Annotated in this window: 14 protein-coding genes; 8 read left to right on the top strand and 6 right to left on the bottom strand. The window is 62.6% G+C overall.

The window, feature by feature from the left end; genetic code table 11:
* Positions 1–11: 11 nt before the first annotated feature.
* Positions 12–1346: an MFS transporter gene (locus NCR39_RS26585; RefSeq protein WP_250455485.1), complete on the bottom strand. Its 1335-nt coding sequence runs from the start codon at positions 1344–1346 to the stop codon at positions 12–14.
* Between the two features lie 53 nt (positions 1347–1399).
* A complete protein-coding gene (gene kce / locus NCR39_RS26580; protein ID WP_250455482.1) occupies positions 1400–2338 on the bottom strand; it encodes a 3,5-dioxohexanoate:acetyl-CoA acetone transferase in 939 nt (312 codons plus the stop codon).
* 181 nt (positions 2339–2519) lie between these two features.
* Here kce and NCR39_RS26575 point away from each other — a divergent pair, with 181 nt between their 5' ends.
* A complete protein-coding gene (locus NCR39_RS26575; RefSeq protein ID WP_250455480.1) occupies positions 2520–3545 on the top strand; it encodes an AraC family transcriptional regulator in 1026 nt (341 codons plus the stop codon).
* Between the two features lie 13 nt (positions 3546–3558).
* Here the strand turns inward: NCR39_RS26575 and NCR39_RS26570 are convergent, their stop codons facing one another.
* Positions 3559–3786 (bottom strand): hypothetical protein, encoded by a 228-nt coding sequence (locus tag NCR39_RS26570; protein WP_250455478.1) that lies wholly within the window; start codon positions 3784–3786, stop codon positions 3559–3561.
* 571 nt (positions 3787–4357) lie between these two features.
* Here NCR39_RS26570 and NCR39_RS26565 point away from each other — a divergent pair.
* The 7 genes from NCR39_RS26565 (at position 4358) to NCR39_RS26535 (ending at position 14032) form a co-directional block, all read left to right on the top strand.
* The gene (locus tag NCR39_RS26565) at positions 4358–6604 is read left to right on the top strand and encodes a polysaccharide biosynthesis tyrosine autokinase (protein WP_250455476.1); all 2247 of its coding nucleotides are present in this window, start codon (positions 4358–4360) and stop codon (positions 6602–6604) included.
* Positions 6605–6686: 82 nt separating this feature from the next.
* A complete protein-coding gene (gene tviB, locus NCR39_RS26560) occupies positions 6687–7964 on the top strand; it encodes a Vi polysaccharide biosynthesis UDP-N-acetylglucosamine C-6 dehydrogenase TviB (RefSeq protein WP_250455474.1) in 1278 nt (425 codons plus the stop codon).
* A gap of 42 nt (positions 7965–8006) precedes the next feature.
* Positions 8007–9092 carry an SDR family oxidoreductase gene (locus NCR39_RS26555; RefSeq protein WP_250455472.1) on the top strand — a complete coding sequence of 362 codons (1086 nt, stop codon included), beginning with the start codon at positions 8007–8009 and terminating at the stop codon, positions 9090–9092.
* 85 nt (positions 9093–9177) lie between these two features.
* A complete protein-coding gene (gene murJ, locus NCR39_RS26550; protein ID WP_250455471.1) occupies positions 9178–10473 on the top strand; it encodes a murein biosynthesis integral membrane protein MurJ in 1296 nt (431 codons plus the stop codon).
* A complete protein-coding gene (locus NCR39_RS26545) occupies positions 10470–11636 on the top strand; it encodes a glycosyltransferase family 4 protein (RefSeq protein ID WP_250455468.1) in 1167 nt (388 codons plus the stop codon). The genes murJ and NCR39_RS26545 overlap by 4 nt, the downstream gene beginning before the upstream one ends.
* A 15-nt stretch (positions 11637–11651) precedes the next feature.
* Positions 11652–12827, top strand: a complete 1176-nt coding sequence (locus NCR39_RS26540) for a glycosyltransferase family 4 protein (protein WP_250455467.1) — start codon at positions 11652–11654, stop codon at positions 12825–12827.
* Entirely contained in the window at positions 12824–14032 is a 1209-nt protein-coding gene (locus NCR39_RS26535; protein WP_250455466.1) for a glycosyltransferase, read from the top strand. Before NCR39_RS26540 ends, NCR39_RS26535 begins: the two co-directional genes overlap by 4 nt.
* 68 nt (positions 14033–14100) lie before the next feature.
* Here the strand turns inward: NCR39_RS26535 and NCR39_RS26530 are convergent, their stop codons facing one another.
* The 3 genes from NCR39_RS26530 to NCR39_RS26520 all read right to left on the bottom strand — a co-directional run bounded on the left by NCR39_RS26530 (position 14101) and on the right by NCR39_RS26520 (position 17364).
* A complete protein-coding gene (locus tag NCR39_RS26530; protein ID WP_250455465.1) occupies positions 14101–14343 on the bottom strand; it encodes a hypothetical protein in 243 nt (80 codons plus the stop codon).
* A gap of 197 nt (positions 14344–14540) precedes the next feature.
* Positions 14541–15620 (bottom strand): hypothetical protein, encoded by a 1080-nt coding sequence (locus NCR39_RS26525; protein WP_250455463.1) that lies wholly within the window; start codon positions 15618–15620, stop codon positions 14541–14543.
* Positions 15621–16230: 610 nt separating this feature from the next.
* Positions 16231–17364 (bottom strand): GNAT family N-acetyltransferase, encoded by a 1134-nt coding sequence (locus NCR39_RS26520; RefSeq protein WP_250455461.1) that lies wholly within the window; start codon positions 17362–17364, stop codon positions 16231–16233.
* Positions 17365–17501 lie beyond the last annotated feature (137 nt).

Here is a 17501-nt window from a genome sequence, read left to right as displayed (position 1 = left end):
TGGTGATGAGTTCATGAATGCGCGCCCGCCGCCGCGCCGACCGTGGGCCGCGGTGCCGCCTCGCGCCGGATCGCGCGAGCAAGCAAGGGTACCAGCAGCAGGCCGAGCACCGACGCGACGACGATCACCATGAAGCCCGAATCGCTGCGGCCTGTCGCGGTTTCGGTCATGCCGAAGAGATACGGTCCGACGAATCCGCCGATCAGCCCGATCGTGTTGATGAACGCGAGACCCGCCGCCGCCTGGATGCCTTGCAGACGTTTCATCGCGATGGCCCAGTACGAAGGCAGCACGCCGCCCGCGAAGAACGCCGTCACCGCGAGGAGCACCATGCGCGCGACCGGGCTTGCCGTCGCGACGAACGCGCATGCGCCGGCCACGAGTCCCGCCGTGAGCACGCCGAGATAGATGCAGTCGTTTCCATATCGGCGATGAATACGCGGCAGCACGAGCACGCCCAGCAGAAAGCCGACACCCACGCTGCTCGACAGCAGACCGACGATGAACGGCGTCTTCACGTGCATCTGCTGGATCATGGCGGGCGTGAAGAAGTACAGCCCGACGAACGCGACCTGATTCAGAAAATAGATGAGACCGATGAGCACGGTCGTCGGGCGCTTGAGCGCGGCGATCCAGTCGGCTGACGTGAGTTCGGGATGACCGTGTGCGTCGATCACGGCGCGCTGTTCGAGCACGTCGATTTCCTGCTTCGACAGCCAGCGCGCATTGCGCGGACGTTCGGGCAGCTTGAAGAACAGCACCACGCCGACGACGATGCTCGGAATGCCTTCGATCATGAACATCCATTGCCAGCCGTGCAGCCCGCCGATGCCGCCCAGTTGCATGAGCGCGCCGCCGAGCGGATTGCCGAGCATCAGCGCGAGCGCGGGCGCGGTGTAGATCCAGCCCACGGCAACGGGCCGGTCGTTCGGCGCGAACCAAAGCGTGACCATGTACATCAACGCGGGAAAGAGCCCGGCTTCCGCGATGCCGAGCAGCACGCGCAGCGCATAGAACGACCACGGGCCTTGCACGAACATCATCGCGGTGGAAAGCATGCCCCACGTCACCGCGATGCGCGCGATCCACCGTCGCGGTCCCACGCGATGCGCGGCCAGATTGCTCGGCACTTCGAGCAGCGCATAGCCGATGAAAAAGATGCCCGAGCCGAGCCCGAACGCCGCCGCGCTGATGCCGACATCGACCGCGAGCTGCGCTTTCGCGAGCGCGACGTTCGTGCGGTCGAGGAACGACATGAAGTAGATCGCGCACATCAGCGGAATGAGGCGCAGCATCGCCTTGCGTGTCGCGATGCGGTGAGTTTCGTCGATCGATAGCGATGTCATGGTGTCTCCTATGAGTCTTTATCGTTATGCCGATGTCACGTCGTCGCGTGACTTCATGGCGTGACTTCGTGGCGTCCCTTGAGGCCGAGCATTGCGCGCGCTTCGTCGGGGGTCGCGATCTCGAACGAAAGCTCTTCGAGAATCCGCCTTATCTTGCGCACCTGCTGCGCATTCGATTCGGCCTTCACGCCCTTCGCGATATACACGCTGTCTTCGAGACCGACGCGCACATTGCCGCCCATGATCGCGCTCATGGTGACGAGCGACATTTGATGACGGCCCGCGCCGAGCACGGAGAAGTGATAGTTCTCGCGTCCGAAGAGGCGGTCCGCTGTCGAGCGCATCACGGTCATGTTCTCCGGGTCCGCGCCCATGCCGCCGAGTATCCCGAACACGGACTGAATGAAGAACGGCGGCTTCACGAGCCCTTCATCGACGAAATGCGCGAGATTGTAGAGATGCCCGAGGTCGTAGCACTCGAACTCGAAGCGCGTGCCCTTGCCGCCGAGTTCGAGCATGATGTGCTTGATGTCCTTGAAGGTGTTGCGAAAGATCATGTCTTCCATGCCTTCCACATAGTCCTTCTCCCATCCATAGCGCCATGACTGAATCTTCGCGGCGACCGGATGAATCGAGAAGTTCATCGAGCCCATGTTGAGCGAGCACATCTCCGGCTGCGCCAGCAACGGATACGCGAGGCGTTCGGCAAGCGTCATGCGCGTGCTGCCGCCCGTCGTGATGTTGATGACCGCATCGGTCGCTTCGGCGATCTCCGGCACGAACTGGCGGAAGATGTCCGGGCTCGGCGTGGGGCGTCCGTCTTGCGGATCGCGCGCGTGAAGATGGATGATCGCGGCGCCGGCCTCGGCGGCTTCGATGGCTTGCGTGCGGATATCGGATGGCGTGAGCGGCAAGTGCTCCGACATCGACGGAACGTGCGTGGCCCCTGTGACCGCGCACGAAATGATGACCTTGCGGCCTGTGCTGTTCATCTGGCGTCTCTCTATGTCCAATGTTCGTGCCGCGTCCGGATTCGCGCGCGGCATCTTGTGAGAGCGATATTAGTGGGATAGCATCGCGCCCGTAAGGTCATTTTCGGACAGGCGCGAGTCCCCCGAGGACAACGCAAAAAGCGACGCAAGAGCGACGCACAGGTAACGCGAAGAGGATGCCGTGGCCACGAGCCGCCCGCCGTATAACGAGCGCATGTACGCGCCGTACAAGATCGCCGCGCTGGTGGAAGTGCTGGCGGAACAGGGCATCGCGCCCGCCGACAGTCTGCGCGGCACCGGCGTGAATCCCGATCAGATTTACGATGCCTCCGTGCTCACATCGGTCGCGCAGTATGCAACCGTGTGCAGGAACGCAGTCTCGCAGGCATGCGATCCCGCCACGCCGTTCAAGGTCGGCATGCGGCTGCATCTTTCCGCATACGGCATGTATGGCTACGCGCTCATGTCCTGCCTTTCGCTGCGCGAGTACTTCAAGCTGGGCGTGAAGTATCACAGTCTCGCGACGCCCACGGTCACCATCGAATGGACCGAGTATCCGGACCGCATGGTGTGGACGTTCCCCGATGCGTTCGTGTCGAGCCCGTCGCGTGAGCTGCGCGAGTTCATCATCGAGCAGCAATACACGCAGCATGTGACGCATCTTCAGGATGTCGCCGGCAGCGCGTGTCCGCCGGTCAAGGCGTGCTTCTCGTATCCCGCGCCCGCGCATGCGGACATTTATTCGCAATACCTGGGCTGCCCCTGCTTCTTCGATCAGCCGCAATGCGAGCTTGTCTATGACAGCGCGATACTCGACCGCAAGCCGCAGCTCGCGCACAAGCTCACGGCCACGTTGCTGCAGGAAACATGCGACAGGCTGATCGGGCAGGCGAAGACATCGGCGGGCGTGGCCGGCGAGGTCTATCAAATCCTGATGAGCACGCCCGGCACGTTCGCCGGCATGGAAGCGGTGGCGCAATCGCTGCATATGACCACGCGCACCTTGCGGCGGCGTCTCGAAGCGGAAGGCACGTCGTTTCTCGCCATCGTCGATGACGTGCGCCGCTCGCTCGCGCTGGAGTATCTGAAGACGACGAAGATGAGCACCGACGATATCGCCATGCTGCTCGGCTTCAGCGACGCCGCCAACTTTCGCCGCGCACTGAAGCGCTGGACGGGCAAAGGTCCGGGCGAACTGCGGCGTTGAGGCGCTGTGCGCATCAGCCTCCGCGATACATCGCGTCGATGCTGTCGAAGCGCTCGCGCTTTTGAACCTGCACTTGCGCTTTCGACGATGCGCCGTGCGCATGTCGCTCTACGCGCGCGCTCGCGGTCTTGCAATCGAACGGCTTGATGGTGCGCGCGGCTGCGCGAGCCGGATCGGGCAGCGACATGGATAAAGACGCGGCGCTCATCACGCACAGCGCGGCTATGGCTTTGGTATTCATACGGACTCCGATGCATTAATGAATCTCGCATCGGACTATGCAGCAGCCATGCCAGCACGCGAAACCTCGTTGCGTAAGCCATTCGCCGGAAGCGAAGACCGCACATGTCGGTCCATGACCAACGCATGACAGATCATGCGGTTGTCGCGCCCCGACAGCGCATCGTTTGTTCGTACAAAAGAACGTCAGTTTCCCGCTGCCGGTTTGCGCACACCTGTTCGATTCGACAGCTTCGTATGGATGACGAAGCCTCGTTTGATTAGATGGAATGAGGGATACGGACAAACACGGATAAACGCGCTCTTGCCGCCTCGATGCGGAATAGATTAGGCATACGCACGTTATGCAATTTCATCAGCAATATTTCCCCGCGACATCGAACCGCGGGCTGCAATGTGGCCTTCCGCGCATACCGGCAAAAAGCAGGCTGATACGGTTTCACCACGCGCAATTCTCTCTCACGCATCCGGGTTGCGATCCTCTGCTTTCCTTATGAATGATCGTGGAAAGCCCTAACAGCATGTCTGCCCAATCCGTTTGAGCCAACCACACGCGCCGGGGCCTGCTTAAAATGATTTCCAAAGTCAAAACGTCTGACGAAGCCGTTGCGGAAAACGGCGACGAAATTCCGTTTGCTTCGCTAATCGATACAGTCATCAACCATCGCGTGCTTATTGCAATGGTGGTGACGTTCACTCTGCTGCTCGGCGCCGCATACGCCTATTTGAGCCCGCCCATCTTTCAGTCCGCGATTCTCATCAAGGTCGAGGACAACAAGGACGTATCGAATTCGCGTCCCGGCGATCCGTTGAGCAACATGCTTCCGACGCTTGACGACCGTTCGTCCGCTGAAGGCGAGATGCAGGTGATCGGCTCGAAGCTCGTCGTCTCGCGCGCCGTCGATGCGCTCAAGCTGTATATCAGCGCGTATCCGCGTCGCTTTCCGGTGGTCGGCAACCGCCTCGCTCATCACGACGGCCAGCTTTCGGAGCCGGGACTCTTCGGCTTCGGCGACTACGCGTGGGGCGACGAATCCATCAGCGTTCCCGACTTCGACGTGCCGCGCCAACTCGAAGGCGCGAAGTTCACCGTGACCGCGCGCAAGGACGGCCAATATGAACTGAGCAATCCCGCGCTCGGCACGCCGGTCGTCGGCACCGTGGGCGAAGTGCTGCTCGTGCAGACCTCGAAAGGTCCGGTGCGGCTGCTCGTGACGTCGATGAAAGGCAATCCGGGCGTCGGCTTCGATGTCGTGCATTACTCGCGGCAGTTGACCATCGACGCGATCCAGAGCCAGCTCAAGATCACCGAGCAGGGCAACAAGTCGAGCGTGCTGAAGGTGACGCTCGAAAGCGCGGATCCCGTGCAGGTGGCCGCGACCATCAACGAGATCGGGCATCAATATGTCAGGCTCAACGGCGACCGCAAGGCGGTGATCGCGGAGAATTCGCTCACCTATCTGCAGCGGCAGTTGCCCGTGCTCAAACGTCAGATGGAAGACGCGGAGAACGCGTACAACTCGTATCGCGACAAGAACGCGATGCTGGATACCGACGAAACCAATCGCCTGATCCTGAAGCAGACCGCCGATGCCAACGCGCAATTGCTGTCCTTGCGTCACACGCGCGACGACCTGACGACCACGTTCTCCAGCGCGCATCCGAGAATCACGTCCATCGACAAGCAGATCGCGGCAACCGAGCAGTTCCTTGCCAAGCTGAACGACCGCACGCGTTCCATGCCGATGGAAGAGCAAGGCGCGCTGCGTCTCTTGCGCAACGTCCGCGTGAGCACGGACCTTTACACGGCGCTGCGCAACAACATCGAAGAGATGATGCTGATCAAGGCGGGCAAGGCGGCATCCGTTCAATTGATCGACACCGCCGACGTGCCCGAACTGCCCGTCAAGCCGATCAAATGGCTGGCCTTTGCCATTGCGCTCGCGCTGGGGCTTTTCCTGGCCGTGGGCCTGGCCATGCTGCTCGACCGCATCTTCCGCGGCGTGACCGACACGCAGGAGATCGAGATCGACACGGGCCTGAGCGTGTTCGCGACCATTCCGCAGAGCGCGCGTCAGCCTGCGCTTTCGAGCGTCGTCAACGGCACGGCGCCGCGTCAGGCCGTGCTTGCCGCGCAGTTCCCCAAGGACCCGACGGTCGAAGCGTTGCGCATCCTGCGTTCGGCGCTGCAATTCACGCTCGTCGGCGCGCGCAATAACGTCGTGATGATCGCGGGGCCGCTGCCCGGCGTCGGCAAGTCGTTCCTTTCGGCGAATCTCGCCACGGTGCTCGCATCGGGCGGCACGCGCGTGCTTCTCGTCGATGCCGACCTGCGCAAGGGCTATCTGCATCGACAATTCGGCATTCAGCAAGGGCCGGGGCTGGCGAGCATCCTGCTCGGCACGCATACGCTCGATGGCTCGATTCATCGCGACGTATTGCCGAATCTGGACGTGCTGCAAGGCGGACCGTATCCGGCGAGTCCCGCCGAGCTGCTGTTGAGCGCGAAGTATCGCGAGGTGATTCAGGAAGCGTCCTCGCTGTACGACATCGTGCTCGTCGATGCGCCGGCCGTGCTCGCCGTATCCGATGCGGGCGCGATCGCGCCGGCGGCAGGCTCGATCTTCCTCGTGGGCCTCTATGGGCAAACGCGCGTGGGCGAAATCAAGGAGTCGATGAAGCGGCTCAATCAGACGGGCGCGCGCGTGACCGGCGTGCTGCTCAACGGCGTCTCGCTGCATACGGCGAACAAGGCGCTCGCAGGACGCTATGGCAGCAGCGCTTACGTCGCGCATAACTACGAATCCGCGCCGGAATAAGCGTCGAATAAGCGCAGCATGCGCAGTCGAAACACACGGCGGTCACCGCCCTTCGCGTTGCTTCGAGACTGGAGAGAACTTCATGCGTTCGCTTACTGATCAGAAAATTGCCGTGATCGGCCTGGGCTACGTGGGCCTGCCGCTCGCCGTCGAATTCAGCAAGCATCATGCGGTAGTGGGCTTCGATGTGAACCGTCATCGCATCGACTCGCTGCGCGAAGGACACGACGCGACGCTCGAAGTCGCCGACGAGGAACTGCGCGCGGCGCAATCGCTCGTCTTCACCGACGACCCCGCGGCGCTCAAGGACTGCACCGTGTTCATCGCGACCGTGCCGACGCCGATCGATCGTCACAAGCGTCCCGACCTCGGCATGCTGTTGCGCGCGAGCGAAACCATCGGTTCTGCGCTCAAGCCCGGCGATGTCGTGATCTATGAATCGACCGTCTATCCCGGCGTGACCGAGGAAGAATGCGTGCCGGTGCTCGAACGCGTGTCGGGCTTGCGCTTCAATGTCGATTTCTTCGCGGGCTATAGCCCCGAGCGCATCAATCCGGGCGACAAGCTGCATCGCCTGCCCGACATCAAGAAGGTCACGTCCGGTTCGACGCCCGAAGTGGCCGATGCCGTCGACGCGCTCTATCGCCAGATCATCACGGCGGGCACGCACAAGGCCAGCAGCATCCGCGTGGCCGAAGCGGCGAAGGCTATCGAGAACACGCAGCGCGACGTGAACATCGCGCTCGTCAACGAACTATCGATCATCTTCAACAAGATGGGCATCGACACCGAAGCGGTGCTGCTCGCGGCGGGCACGAAGTGGAACTTCCTCAACTTCAGGCCGGGGCTCGTGGGCGGGCATTGCATCGGCGTGGATCCGTACTATCTGACGCACATGGCGCAATCCATCGGCTACAACCCCGAGATCATCCTCGCGGGCCGCCGGCTGAATGACAGCATGGGCAGCTATGCGGTCTCGCAACTCGTCAAGGCGATGACGAAGGCGCGCATCTATATTCCGGGCGCGCGCGTGCTCGTGATGGGTCTCGCGTTCAAGGAGAACTGTCCCGACATGCGCAATTCGCGCGTCGTGGATATCGTCACCGAACTGAAGCAATACGGCACTAACGTCGATGTCTACGATCCCTGGATCTCGCGCGAAGACGCGTTCCACGAGTACGGCATCCAGCCGATCGAAGCGCCCGCCAAGGGCGTGTACGACGCGATCGTGCTCGCGGTGTCGCATCGCGAGTTCGCGGAGATGGGTGCGGACGCGCTGCATGCGTTCGGCAAGGGCCAGCATGTCGTGTACGACCTGAAATACGTGCTGCCCGCCGAAGCAAGCGATCTGCGCCTGTGATCGCCGCTCATGACACGCTCGCGATCCGCGCTGGAGAACCCGATGCCCGACCGATACGAATCCGTGTGCGAAGCATTGCGCGCGCATCCGCAAACATGGCTGATCACCGGCGTGGCGGGCTTCATCGGCTCGAACCTGCTGGAAGCGCTGCTTTCGCTGGATCAGCATGTCGTCGGCCTCGACAACTTCGCGACGGGACATCAGCGCAATCTCGACGAAGTGCGCGGAGTCGTCGGTGAAAAGCAATGGCGGCGCTTTCGCTTCATTGAAGGCGATATCCGCAACATGGACGATTGCCGCGCCGCGCTTCATGGCGTGGATCATGTGCTGCACGAAGCAGCGCTCGGCTCGGTGCCGCGTTCCGTGCGCGATCCCATCGCGACGCACGACGTGAATCTCAGCGGCTTTCTCAACATGCTGTGCGCCGCGCGCGATGCGAAGGTCCAGAGCTTCACATACGCGGCATCGAGTTCGACGTATGGCGATCATCCCGGCCTGCCGAAAGTGGAAGACCGCATCGGCCAGCCGCTTTCGCCCTATGCGGTGACGAAGTACGCCAACGAGTTGTATGCGTCCGTGTTCGCGCGCGCGTATGACTTTCATGCGACCGGGCTGCGCTACTTCAACGTGTTCGGCAAGCGGCAAGACCCCGAAGGCGCGTATGCAGCGGTCATTCCGAAATGGACCGCCGCGCTCATCGAAGACGAGACCATCACCATCAATGGCGACGGCGAAACGAGCCGCGACTTCTGTTTCATCGACAACGTGGTGCAGGTGAACATTCTTGCGGCGAAGGCGGCGCAGGAAGCAAGGGGACAGGTGTACAACGTCGCGGTCGGCGACCCCACGACGCTCAGGCAGTTATACGAAGAACTCAAGCGGGCACTCGCGAGACATGGGATCGAGAGCCGCCGGGACGCCGTGTACGGACCGTTCCGCGCGGGCGACGTGCGCCATTCGCAAGCCGATGTGTCCAAGGCCGAGCAACTGCTCGGTTACGGGCGCAAGGTGGTTTTCGCGGACGGCATCGAAAAGGCCATGCCGTGGTACATCCGCTTCCTTTCAGAACAAGCTGACCGCGAGCCAATCAGCGCATCCGCGCTTTCGGCCGCACGCAGCGGGACATGAGGCAGATGCGTTGATTTCACAATTCGCTGCACTGAGAGACCGTCTTCTGCAGCTTCACCCCGATCATCTGCGCGCGGCGCGCGGCATGGCGAGGGTGGCCGTTTTCGTTCTCCTCGGGCGATGCGCGGGCGCGGCCAAGGAAATGGTCATCGCGTATCGCTACGGCATCAGCAACGTGGTCGATGCGTATCAGATCACGCTGACGCTCGTCTCGTGGCTGCCCGCCGCGTGCTCGGCCGTGTTCGCCATCGTGCTCGTGCCGATGTTCGTCGATCTGCGCCGGGAATCCATCGAAGAAGAAACGCGCTTTCTCGGCGAACTGCTCGCCTGGGCGATGCTGGTCGGCCTGATGTTCACGGCGATCATCTATCTCGTCTGGCCTTATGTCCTGCAATTCATGGCGGGCAATCTGTCGGCGCAGACGCGGGACATGGCGCATCACATGATGGTGGTGATGGCGCCCATCGGCGTGCTCATCATGGTGATCACCGCATACTCCACGCGGCTGCAATCGCGCGAGCGCCACATCGCGACACTGCTCGACGGCCTGCCCGCCGTGATGACGCTGCTGCTCGTGCTCTTCGTCACCGACAAGACCGCGATGGTGCCGCTCATGTACGGCACGCTCTTCGGCTATATCGCGCTCGTGCTCGTGCTGTGGCCGCTCGCGGGCAAGGTCGACGGCAAGTACAGCCGCCTGAGCCTCACGTTCACGTCGCGCCGCTGGCAGCCCATCTATCACGCGGTGCGTGTGTTCATGCTGGGGCAGCTCGTGGTGTGCTGCTCGCCCGCGCTGGATCAGTATTTCGTCGCGCATCTCGGCGATGGCGCCGTCGCCACGCTCGGCTATGCGAACCGCGTGTTCGGCTTGCTGTTGAGCATGGGCGCGCTTGCCATCGCGCAGGGCACGCTGCCGGTGCTTTCCGACATTCTGGGCAAGGACGACATCAACCGCGCGCGCCACACCGCGTTTCTGTGGTCCCTGATGGCGCTCGGCGCGGGAACGGTGGCCGCGCTCATCACGTATCCGCTTGCGCCGTGGATCGTCGAAGTGCTGTTCCAGCGCGGCGCGTTCACCGCGCAGAACACCGTGCTCGTGGCCGACCTCATGCGTTATGCGCTCGTGCAGTTGCCGTTCTATTTCGCGGCGCTCGTCACGATGAACCTGCTTTCGGTCGAGGGCCGCTACAAGGACATGGCTATCGTGACCGCGCTCGGCTTCGCGGTGAAGGTGGTCGCCAATGCGGTGCTCACGCGCTGGATCGGCATGCCGGGCGTGCTCGTCGGAACCGGCATGATGCACGCGACGGTCTTCGTCGTGTCGATGATGATCACGCGGCGCGTGCCGCCCGCGAACCTCACGGGAGGAACGGTTCGATGAACATCACGCTGCTCGTGAGCTCGATGGGAAGCGGCGGCGCCGAGCGCGTCGCGGCCACGCTCGTCAATGCATGGAGCGAACGCGGCGACAACGTCACGCTCGTCGCCACATACAGCCGCAAGCGCCCGTGCTTCTACGCGCTGTCGGACAAGGTGCGCATGATCCATCTCGCCGATCGCGTCGCCAAGAGACGCGGCGGTGCCATCGGTTATATCGAACGCCAGTTGGCCTTGCGCGCGTTGATCCGCGAAAGCCGGCCGGATGTCGTCGTCTCGTTCCTCTACAACGTGAACGTGGCGAGCGTGCTCGCGACGGTCGGGCAGCGCGTGCCGCTCATCGTGTGCGAACACAACGATCCTTCCGCCGATGGCCGCTCGCCGTTCTGGAACCTGGCGACGCGCATCGCCTATCCGTATGCGGACGCCGTGACGGTGCTCACCGAGAACGTCGTGAAGCCGTTTCGCGCGATGATTCCGGGCGCGCGTCACATGGCGGTCATGCCGAATCCATTGCCGCCGGAACTCTTCTCGCAACCCGCGCCCGCTGCGAGCACGGACGCGCGCATGCGGCTCGTTTCGTTCGGGCGGCTGCATCCGCAAAAGAATTATGGATTGCTTATCGATTCGTTCGCTTCCATTGCAAACCGCTTTCCCCAATGGGATCTCACCATATGGGGCGAAGGCGCGGAGCGCGCGGCGTTGCAGGCGCGCATCGACCGATACGATTTGAAAGAGCGCGTATTCATGCCGGGCGTGACCAGCGAACCGTGGATGGAAATGCGGCGCGCGCAGGCTTTCGTGATGTCGTCGCGCTTCGAAGGCTTCGGGCTCGCGCTTGCCGAAAGCATGGCGCTGGGCGTGCCGGCAGTGGCCGTCGATTGTCCGAGCGGTCCGCGCGACATCACACGCAACGGTGAAGACGCGCTGCTCGTGCCGCCGAACGATCGCGACGCGCTTGCTGCCGCTTTGACGCGTCTCCTCGGCGACGAAGCCCTGCGTGCGGGACTCGCACGTAAAGGCGCGGAGTCGATTCGCGAGCGATACGCCGTCAGCGCGATCCTTCGCCTATGGGACGACCTGTTCGCGCGCATCGGCGTATGCACGGCAGACGCGCAACCACCCGTGAACCATCGCATGCGGAATCATCAGCGTCAGGCGCTTTGAAAGGAGATGCGAGCCATGAACAAAGTCATCCTCTTCGCCAACACCGACTGGTATCTCTACAACTTCCGCCTGTCGCTCGCTTATCGTTTGCGCGACATGGGCCATGAAGTCGTGCTGATCTCGCCGCCCGGCGAATACGGCCCGCGTCTGCGCGAACTCGGCTTTCGCTGGCATGCGGTGCCGATGATCCGCCGCAGTCTCAATCCTCTTCGCGAACTGAATCTCGTGCTGTGGCTCGCGCGCCTTTTCCGTGAAGAACGGGCCGCGCTGGTGCATGGCTTCACCATCAAGAGCGCGGTGTACGGGTCGCTCGGTGCGAAGCTCGCGGGCGTGCCGGCGCGCGTGAACTCGGTCGCGGGCCTCGGCTATGTGTTCACGAGCCGCGATCTCAAGGCGCGCATGTTGCGTCCCGTCGTGCGCCGCGTGCTGCGTCTCGCGCTCGATGGCGACGGCTGCGCGCTCATCCTTCAGAATCCCGATGACGTGCAGATGTTCAAGACGGCGCGTCTCGTCGATGAAAGCGCGATCCATCTGATCAAGGGCTCGGGCGTGAACTGCTCGCGCTTCAAGGCGCGTCCCGCCGATGCCCCGCTCTCGCGCGAACCGCTGCGTGCGCTGCTTGCGGCGCGCATGCTGTGGGACAAGGGCATCGCCGAATTCATCGATGCCGCCCGTGCGCTGAAACGCGAAGGCCGCTCCATTCGCTTCATTCTCGCGGGGATGCCGGATGCGGGCAATCCCGCATCGATCGAACGCGCGACCATAGAAGGCTGGGTGGCGGAAGGACTCGTCGAATGGCGCGGCCACGTCAGCGACATGCCCGCGCTGCTTGCTGAAACCGACGTGATGGTGTTGCCGAGCTATCGCGAAGGCCTGCCGAAATCGCTGATCGAAGCGGCCGCGTGCGCGCTGCCGCTCATCACCACGGATGCGCCCGGCTGCCGCGAAGTGGTCAGCGTGAACGGTGAAGACGGCCTGATCGTGCCGGTGCGCGACGCTGTCGCGCTCGCGAATGCACTGCGCCTTCTCGACGACGATCGCGCGCTCGCCCGCAAGCTCGGCCTCGCCGCCCGCGACAAGGCGCTGCGCGAGTTCGACGAAGCCATCGTCATCGACAGAACGCTCGGCGTGTATCAAACGCTCGCGCCCGCGCATCAGGCGACGCCGTCGCCGGTCGGTATCGCGCGGTGAAGATCGTTCACGTCATCACCGCGCTTCCGGCCGATGGCGCCGAGATGCTGCTTTACCGGCTGATACGCGCATCGCGCGGCAGCGGCGTGCGGCATACGGTGATATCGCTGTCGTCGGAAGACACGCTCGCTGCGCGCATCCGCGAAGCCGGGGCCGAGGTGCGCATGCTCGGCATGCGGCGCGGCATGCCCGGACCCGCGAAGTTCATGACGCTCGTGCGCTGGCTGGACGAACTCGATCCCGATGTCGTGCAAAGCTGGCTCTATCACGGCGATCTCATGGGCGGCCTCGCGCTTCACGCAATGAACGCGTCGCGACGCCTGCGCGGATCGCGCGCGCCGCGTCCCGCGCTCGTGTGGGGCATCCATCATACGGACCTGCGTTCGACGGGCAGCAGCCGCATGACGCGCTGGGTCACGAAGGCGTGCGCGATGCTGTCTGCGCGCGTGCCGGATGCCATCGTGTGCTGCGGCGAAGCGGCCATGCAATCGCACGTTCAGGGCGGCTATCGCGCCGGGAAGATGACGGTCATTCCCAATGGCTTCGAGTTGGATGTCTTCAGGCCGATGCCGCACGCGCGCGAGCACTTGCGTCGCGATCTCGGCTTCGATGCGGATGCGCCGGTGGTCGGCATCGTCGGGCGATATCACGCGGTAAAGGACTATCCGAACTTCATTGCCGCGATGCGCCGCGTGCTCGACGTGTTGCCGCAATGCCGCTTCGTGATGGCGGGCCGCGGGCTCGATCACGATAACGGCGAACTCGTCGCGCGCTTGCATCACGCGGGCATCACGCATGCGGGACGGCTGCTCGGTGCATTGGAGCATCCCGAGACCGTGCTCGCCGGGCTCGACGTGTTCTGTCTTTCCTCGCGCAGCGAAGGCTTGCCGACGGTCGTGGGCGAAGCAATGGCGTGCCGCGTTCCATGCGTCGCCACCGATGTCGGCGACACGGCGTGGCTCATCGGCGAGACCGGAACCGTCGTGCCGCCCGGGAACGCGGCAGCATTGGCGCACGCGCTCATCGACATGTTGAGGATACCTTCGGAAGAACGGCGCAGACTCGGCCTTGCCGCGCGCGAACGAATAGAACGCGTTTTCTCGATCGAAACGAGTTGGCGACGCTACGAAGAAACGTACGTGAGCACGACGAACGCGCAACGCCGATCGGCGCATGATTGCGTCGGGTTCAAACAGACAGACTGAGGATTGCGTTTCGTGCGTGGATCGCAGCCGGGGATGCTATCTGAACTGCATAATTTGCACGGGCAGCGTCATTTGTGATGACCGGAGCGCGATGAGTGGCCCGCTTCTTTCGGCTTCAGTTCGTCCGACTTGTGCATGCGGCCGCGCAGGCTGTCCCACAGGCCGGGCGATCCCTCGCCGTTGCCTTCGTCGCTGTCCGTGCCGCGCCGATGCCGCCGTCGCGAAGGCAGCAGCACGTCGGCCACCGCCAGCAAGGCGAGCGCAACGACAGCGAAAAACACTATCGTGCCGACAGTAATGGCGAAATCCATTCCCTCTCCAGACGAATCGACGCTGGGCAATCCCGCAGCCGGGATTGTTTAGAGCAGCATCCATGCCATTAGTTTTCGGCATTTTCAGCCGGAAGTTAAGGGGCAGTACAGGTGATTGGCAGAAAAAGACAGTTGCATGAAGAAAAGGGCTGCCTTCGCGGGCAGCCCTTTTTTCCGTCACCCGGAAACCGCCCGGCTTAACGCGTGTAAGTCATGTTCGTCACTTCGACCGTCGGACCGGCGTTGTCCCAGTCCGTCTTGCTGAAGCCGAGCGCCGAGTGCATGTACACGGGGTTGTCGCTGCTGATATGGCCCGTCACCGAGTGGCCGTTCAACTGCAGGCCGCCGACCGCATACGCCACGTGATACGAAGCGTTGTCGCGGTGGTTGGTGATGTCGATCGACACCGTCTTGGCGACCGGGCCGGGGAACGCGCCGAGGTACACGAGAATGCCGTAGCGGCAGTTGTTCGTGGTCGGGCTGATCACCTTGATGTTCGACAGCACCGCGTTGTTGTCGTTCGGCTCGATGTCGAGACCGGCCGAAGGCAACGTGCCCGTCGTGTTCGACCACGTCGGCGTATCGAACGTGATGTTGCTGCCGCTCGTGATCGTCGCGCCCTGGCGACGGCAACCGTCCGCCACGTGCTTCGTGATGGTGATGGCGTTGCTCGGCGTCGTGAGCGAGTGATACGAGTTGCCGATGTAGATGCCGTCGCCCCAGCAGTTGATCGTCGTCGGCGAGGTGATCGTGGAATTCGTCGCACCGGCAATCGAAATGCCCATGCCCTGACCGCCTTCGTTCGGGTCGTTCGTCGCGGAGTTGAGCTCCTTGCTGCCGTCGAGGTACGCGTTCTCGATCTGGACGTTGTTCACGTCCCACAGACGCAGGATCTGGTAGCTCGCCGTGTTGTGCGCGAGCAGCTTGATCGACGCGCCGCTCGCGAAACGCAGATGCGAGTTCGTGCGCAGATCGAGGCCTGCCGAGTCGATGCGGACCTTGCCCGAAATCAGCAGGATCTTGCCGACGGAACCGTCGATGGCCTTCTGAAGCGCGGCGCGGTCGTTGGTGACGCCGTCGGCCTTCACGCCGAACGTGCCGGCGTCGACCGTGCCGGCCGTCGAAGTTGCCGCTGCTTGCGTGGACGATGCGGCCGTCGCGCTCGACGCAGCCGTACTGGACGCGGCCGAACTGCTCGCGGCGCCACTGCGGCGCCAGCGTTTGTCGGTGGCGGCGAGGTCGTCGGCGCTGCCGCCGCCGCACGCGGCCAGTGCCACGGTGCCGGTTCCCGCTGCAAGAGCGGTCAGGAATTTACGGCGGGTGAAAATCGAATTCGGATTTTGTTCAGAAGAAAGGAGATTGGTTTTGATAAAAGGCATTGTGCTTGACGTTATTGATAGGCGACTGGAAAAAAGAAAATGTCCGTCGAGACCGCAAAATCGGACGAAGGCAAAGCCGTTCAACCGAGGCAATGAACCGCCCGAAGCATGCTGGTGACGAGATGCCGGTCAAACTTACTTCATAACGCAGACTAGCGCTTGCGTGTAATGGCACGTAATACCGATACCGGGTTCGAATAATACACATCGTGGTATGACAATTGAGATTGTTTCGTAACGCGTTGTAACCAAATAGCGGGGACGGGTCGGAATAGCGAGAACGTACGTTCTCCGTATCCCAAGCGGGGCGGGGGATTCGGGAAAACGTTTGCTTATTGATCGGACGATTTAAAAAAAATCGTCGAGAGGAGAAATAAGGCTTGTCGTTGCTACCGAACGACAGGTTTCATGTATGAAGAAAACTGCATTTATTGCTTAAGAAATTCTTCTGATTATTAAATCGTCTTGCGGATTAAAAGTTAATCGGTGCGTTTTGTTTTAATTTTGTCTACGACGCCATTTCCGCGTTGCCGCGCCGCATTCCGGCGCGAATCGCCGCGAGCTTGCTGATGCCGTCGTTCATGGCGAAAGCCACGCGTCCCCACGACGACTGCGCGATCTGCACGCTCGTCGCCGTCGACACGTTGCCCTTGCTCCAGTACGGCTTGAACGTCTCCGTGCCCGCGCCCAGGTCGAAATCGAACCGGTTTTCGATCGCCCAGCGCACCCACGCCTCGACGCTGATCGCGCCGGGCGCGAACTTGCCGAACGCCCGGTCGAATCCGGTCATCACGCCGAGCATGATTCCCTGGCCGAGTCCGACCATGTTCGCGGCGATGGGCGCGCCGTCCAGCGTCAGGACCATGATCCGCGAGTAGGGTTTTCCCTCGCTATCGGCCGGATGGTTCGCCAGCGCGACGAGATAGTCGCGAAACGCCTGCGAATAGAGCCACGCGCCCTTCTTGTCCACGCGCTCGGCCCAATCGCGCTTGCATTCGAGCATCCAGTCGACCATGCGTGCGTTTTCTTCCGTGTCGTCGGGACCGAGCACGCGCATCTCGACCTTCCCCTGCCGCTCGAGCCGCCTGAGCAGCGCGCCCGGCTTCTTGCCCGACAGCGTGCCGAGCGGCGCCGCGAAGCTCTCCCAATCCTTTTCTTGCGACAGGCGCGCGATGGCATACGGATGCGCCTTCGCCGTCATCAATCCTTCATGCGCCATCGCGAGCCGGTAGAGCGCGCCTTCGTGATCCAGATACGGCAACAGGAAGATGTCGGCCGGACAGCGTTCGAGCGCCGCGCGCCAGATCGATTCGATCAGTTCAACTGAAGCATGCTCGGGATCGACGAGCACGGTCGTATAGTCCGCCGATTCGGGGCTCAACGGACGCATGACGGTCCACAGCCGGTTACGCGAACGAACGAGCGGCCACACGGCGACAAGGCGCTCGCCGCGATGAACCGCGATGATGCGAAGCGACCGGCCGATCGGTTTCGCCACGCATTCCCAACTGAGCCAGCACGTCACGAACGACTCGTGATGCCGGCCCCGCGCGCGCCGCCACAAGGCTTGCCATTCGTCGCCGAGCGCACGGAATTCCTCTGTCGTTTTGATGATGTCGATACGTGTGGCTGGTGCAATCATGAATGTCTCTGCGACGTCACATGGTTTACGATGGCTTGCGCATCGGGCAGGTCACGCGCGCCGCATCGTCAATGAACAGACATCATTTGGCTGTCCTTCGCTTGGCGCATCTTGCATCGCGAAGCAACCGGCGCAAC

The organism is Caballeronia sp. ATUFL_M2_KS44 (assembly GCF_023630965.1).
Taxonomy (GTDB): Bacteria; Pseudomonadota; Gammaproteobacteria; order Burkholderiales; family Burkholderiaceae; genus Caballeronia; species Caballeronia concitans.
This window is presented reverse-complemented; position numbering and strand designations above follow the sequence as displayed.

Bases quoted from the DNA above. Each gene is read 5' to 3' on its own strand.
- NCR39_RS26585 (WP_250455485.1), bottom strand. From the start codon at position 1,346: ATGACATCGCTATCGATCGACGAAACTCACCGCATCGCGACACGCAAG.
- kce (WP_250455482.1), bottom strand. From the start codon at position 2,338: ATGAACAGCACAGGCCGCAAGGTCATCATTTCGTGCGCGGTCACAGGG.
- NCR39_RS26570 (WP_250455478.1), bottom strand. From the start codon at position 3,786: ATGAATACCAAAGCCATAGCCGCGCTGTGCGTGATGAGCGCCGCGTCT.
- NCR39_RS26565 (WP_250455476.1), top strand. From the start codon at position 4,358: ATGATTTCCAAAGTCAAAACGTCTGACGAAGCCGTTGCGGAAAACGGC.
- tviB (WP_250455474.1), top strand. From the start codon at position 6,687: ATGCGTTCGCTTACTGATCAGAAAATTGCCGTGATCGGCCTGGGCTAC.
- NCR39_RS26555 (WP_250455472.1), top strand. From the start codon at position 8,007: ATGCCCGACCGATACGAATCCGTGTGCGAAGCATTGCGCGCGCATCCG.
- murJ (WP_250455471.1), top strand. From the start codon at position 9,178: ATGGCGAGGGTGGCCGTTTTCGTTCTCCTCGGGCGATGCGCGGGCGCG.
- NCR39_RS26545 (WP_250455468.1), top strand. From the start codon at position 10,470: ATGAACATCACGCTGCTCGTGAGCTCGATGGGAAGCGGCGGCGCCGAG.
- NCR39_RS26540 (WP_250455467.1), top strand. From the start codon at position 11,652: ATGAACAAAGTCATCCTCTTCGCCAACACCGACTGGTATCTCTACAAC.
- NCR39_RS26530 (WP_250455465.1), bottom strand. From the start codon at position 14,343: ATGGATTTCGCCATTACTGTCGGCACGATAGTGTTTTTCGCTGTCGTT.
- NCR39_RS26520 (WP_250455461.1), bottom strand. From the start codon at position 17,364: ATGATTGCACCAGCCACACGTATCGACATCATCAAAACGACAGAGGAA.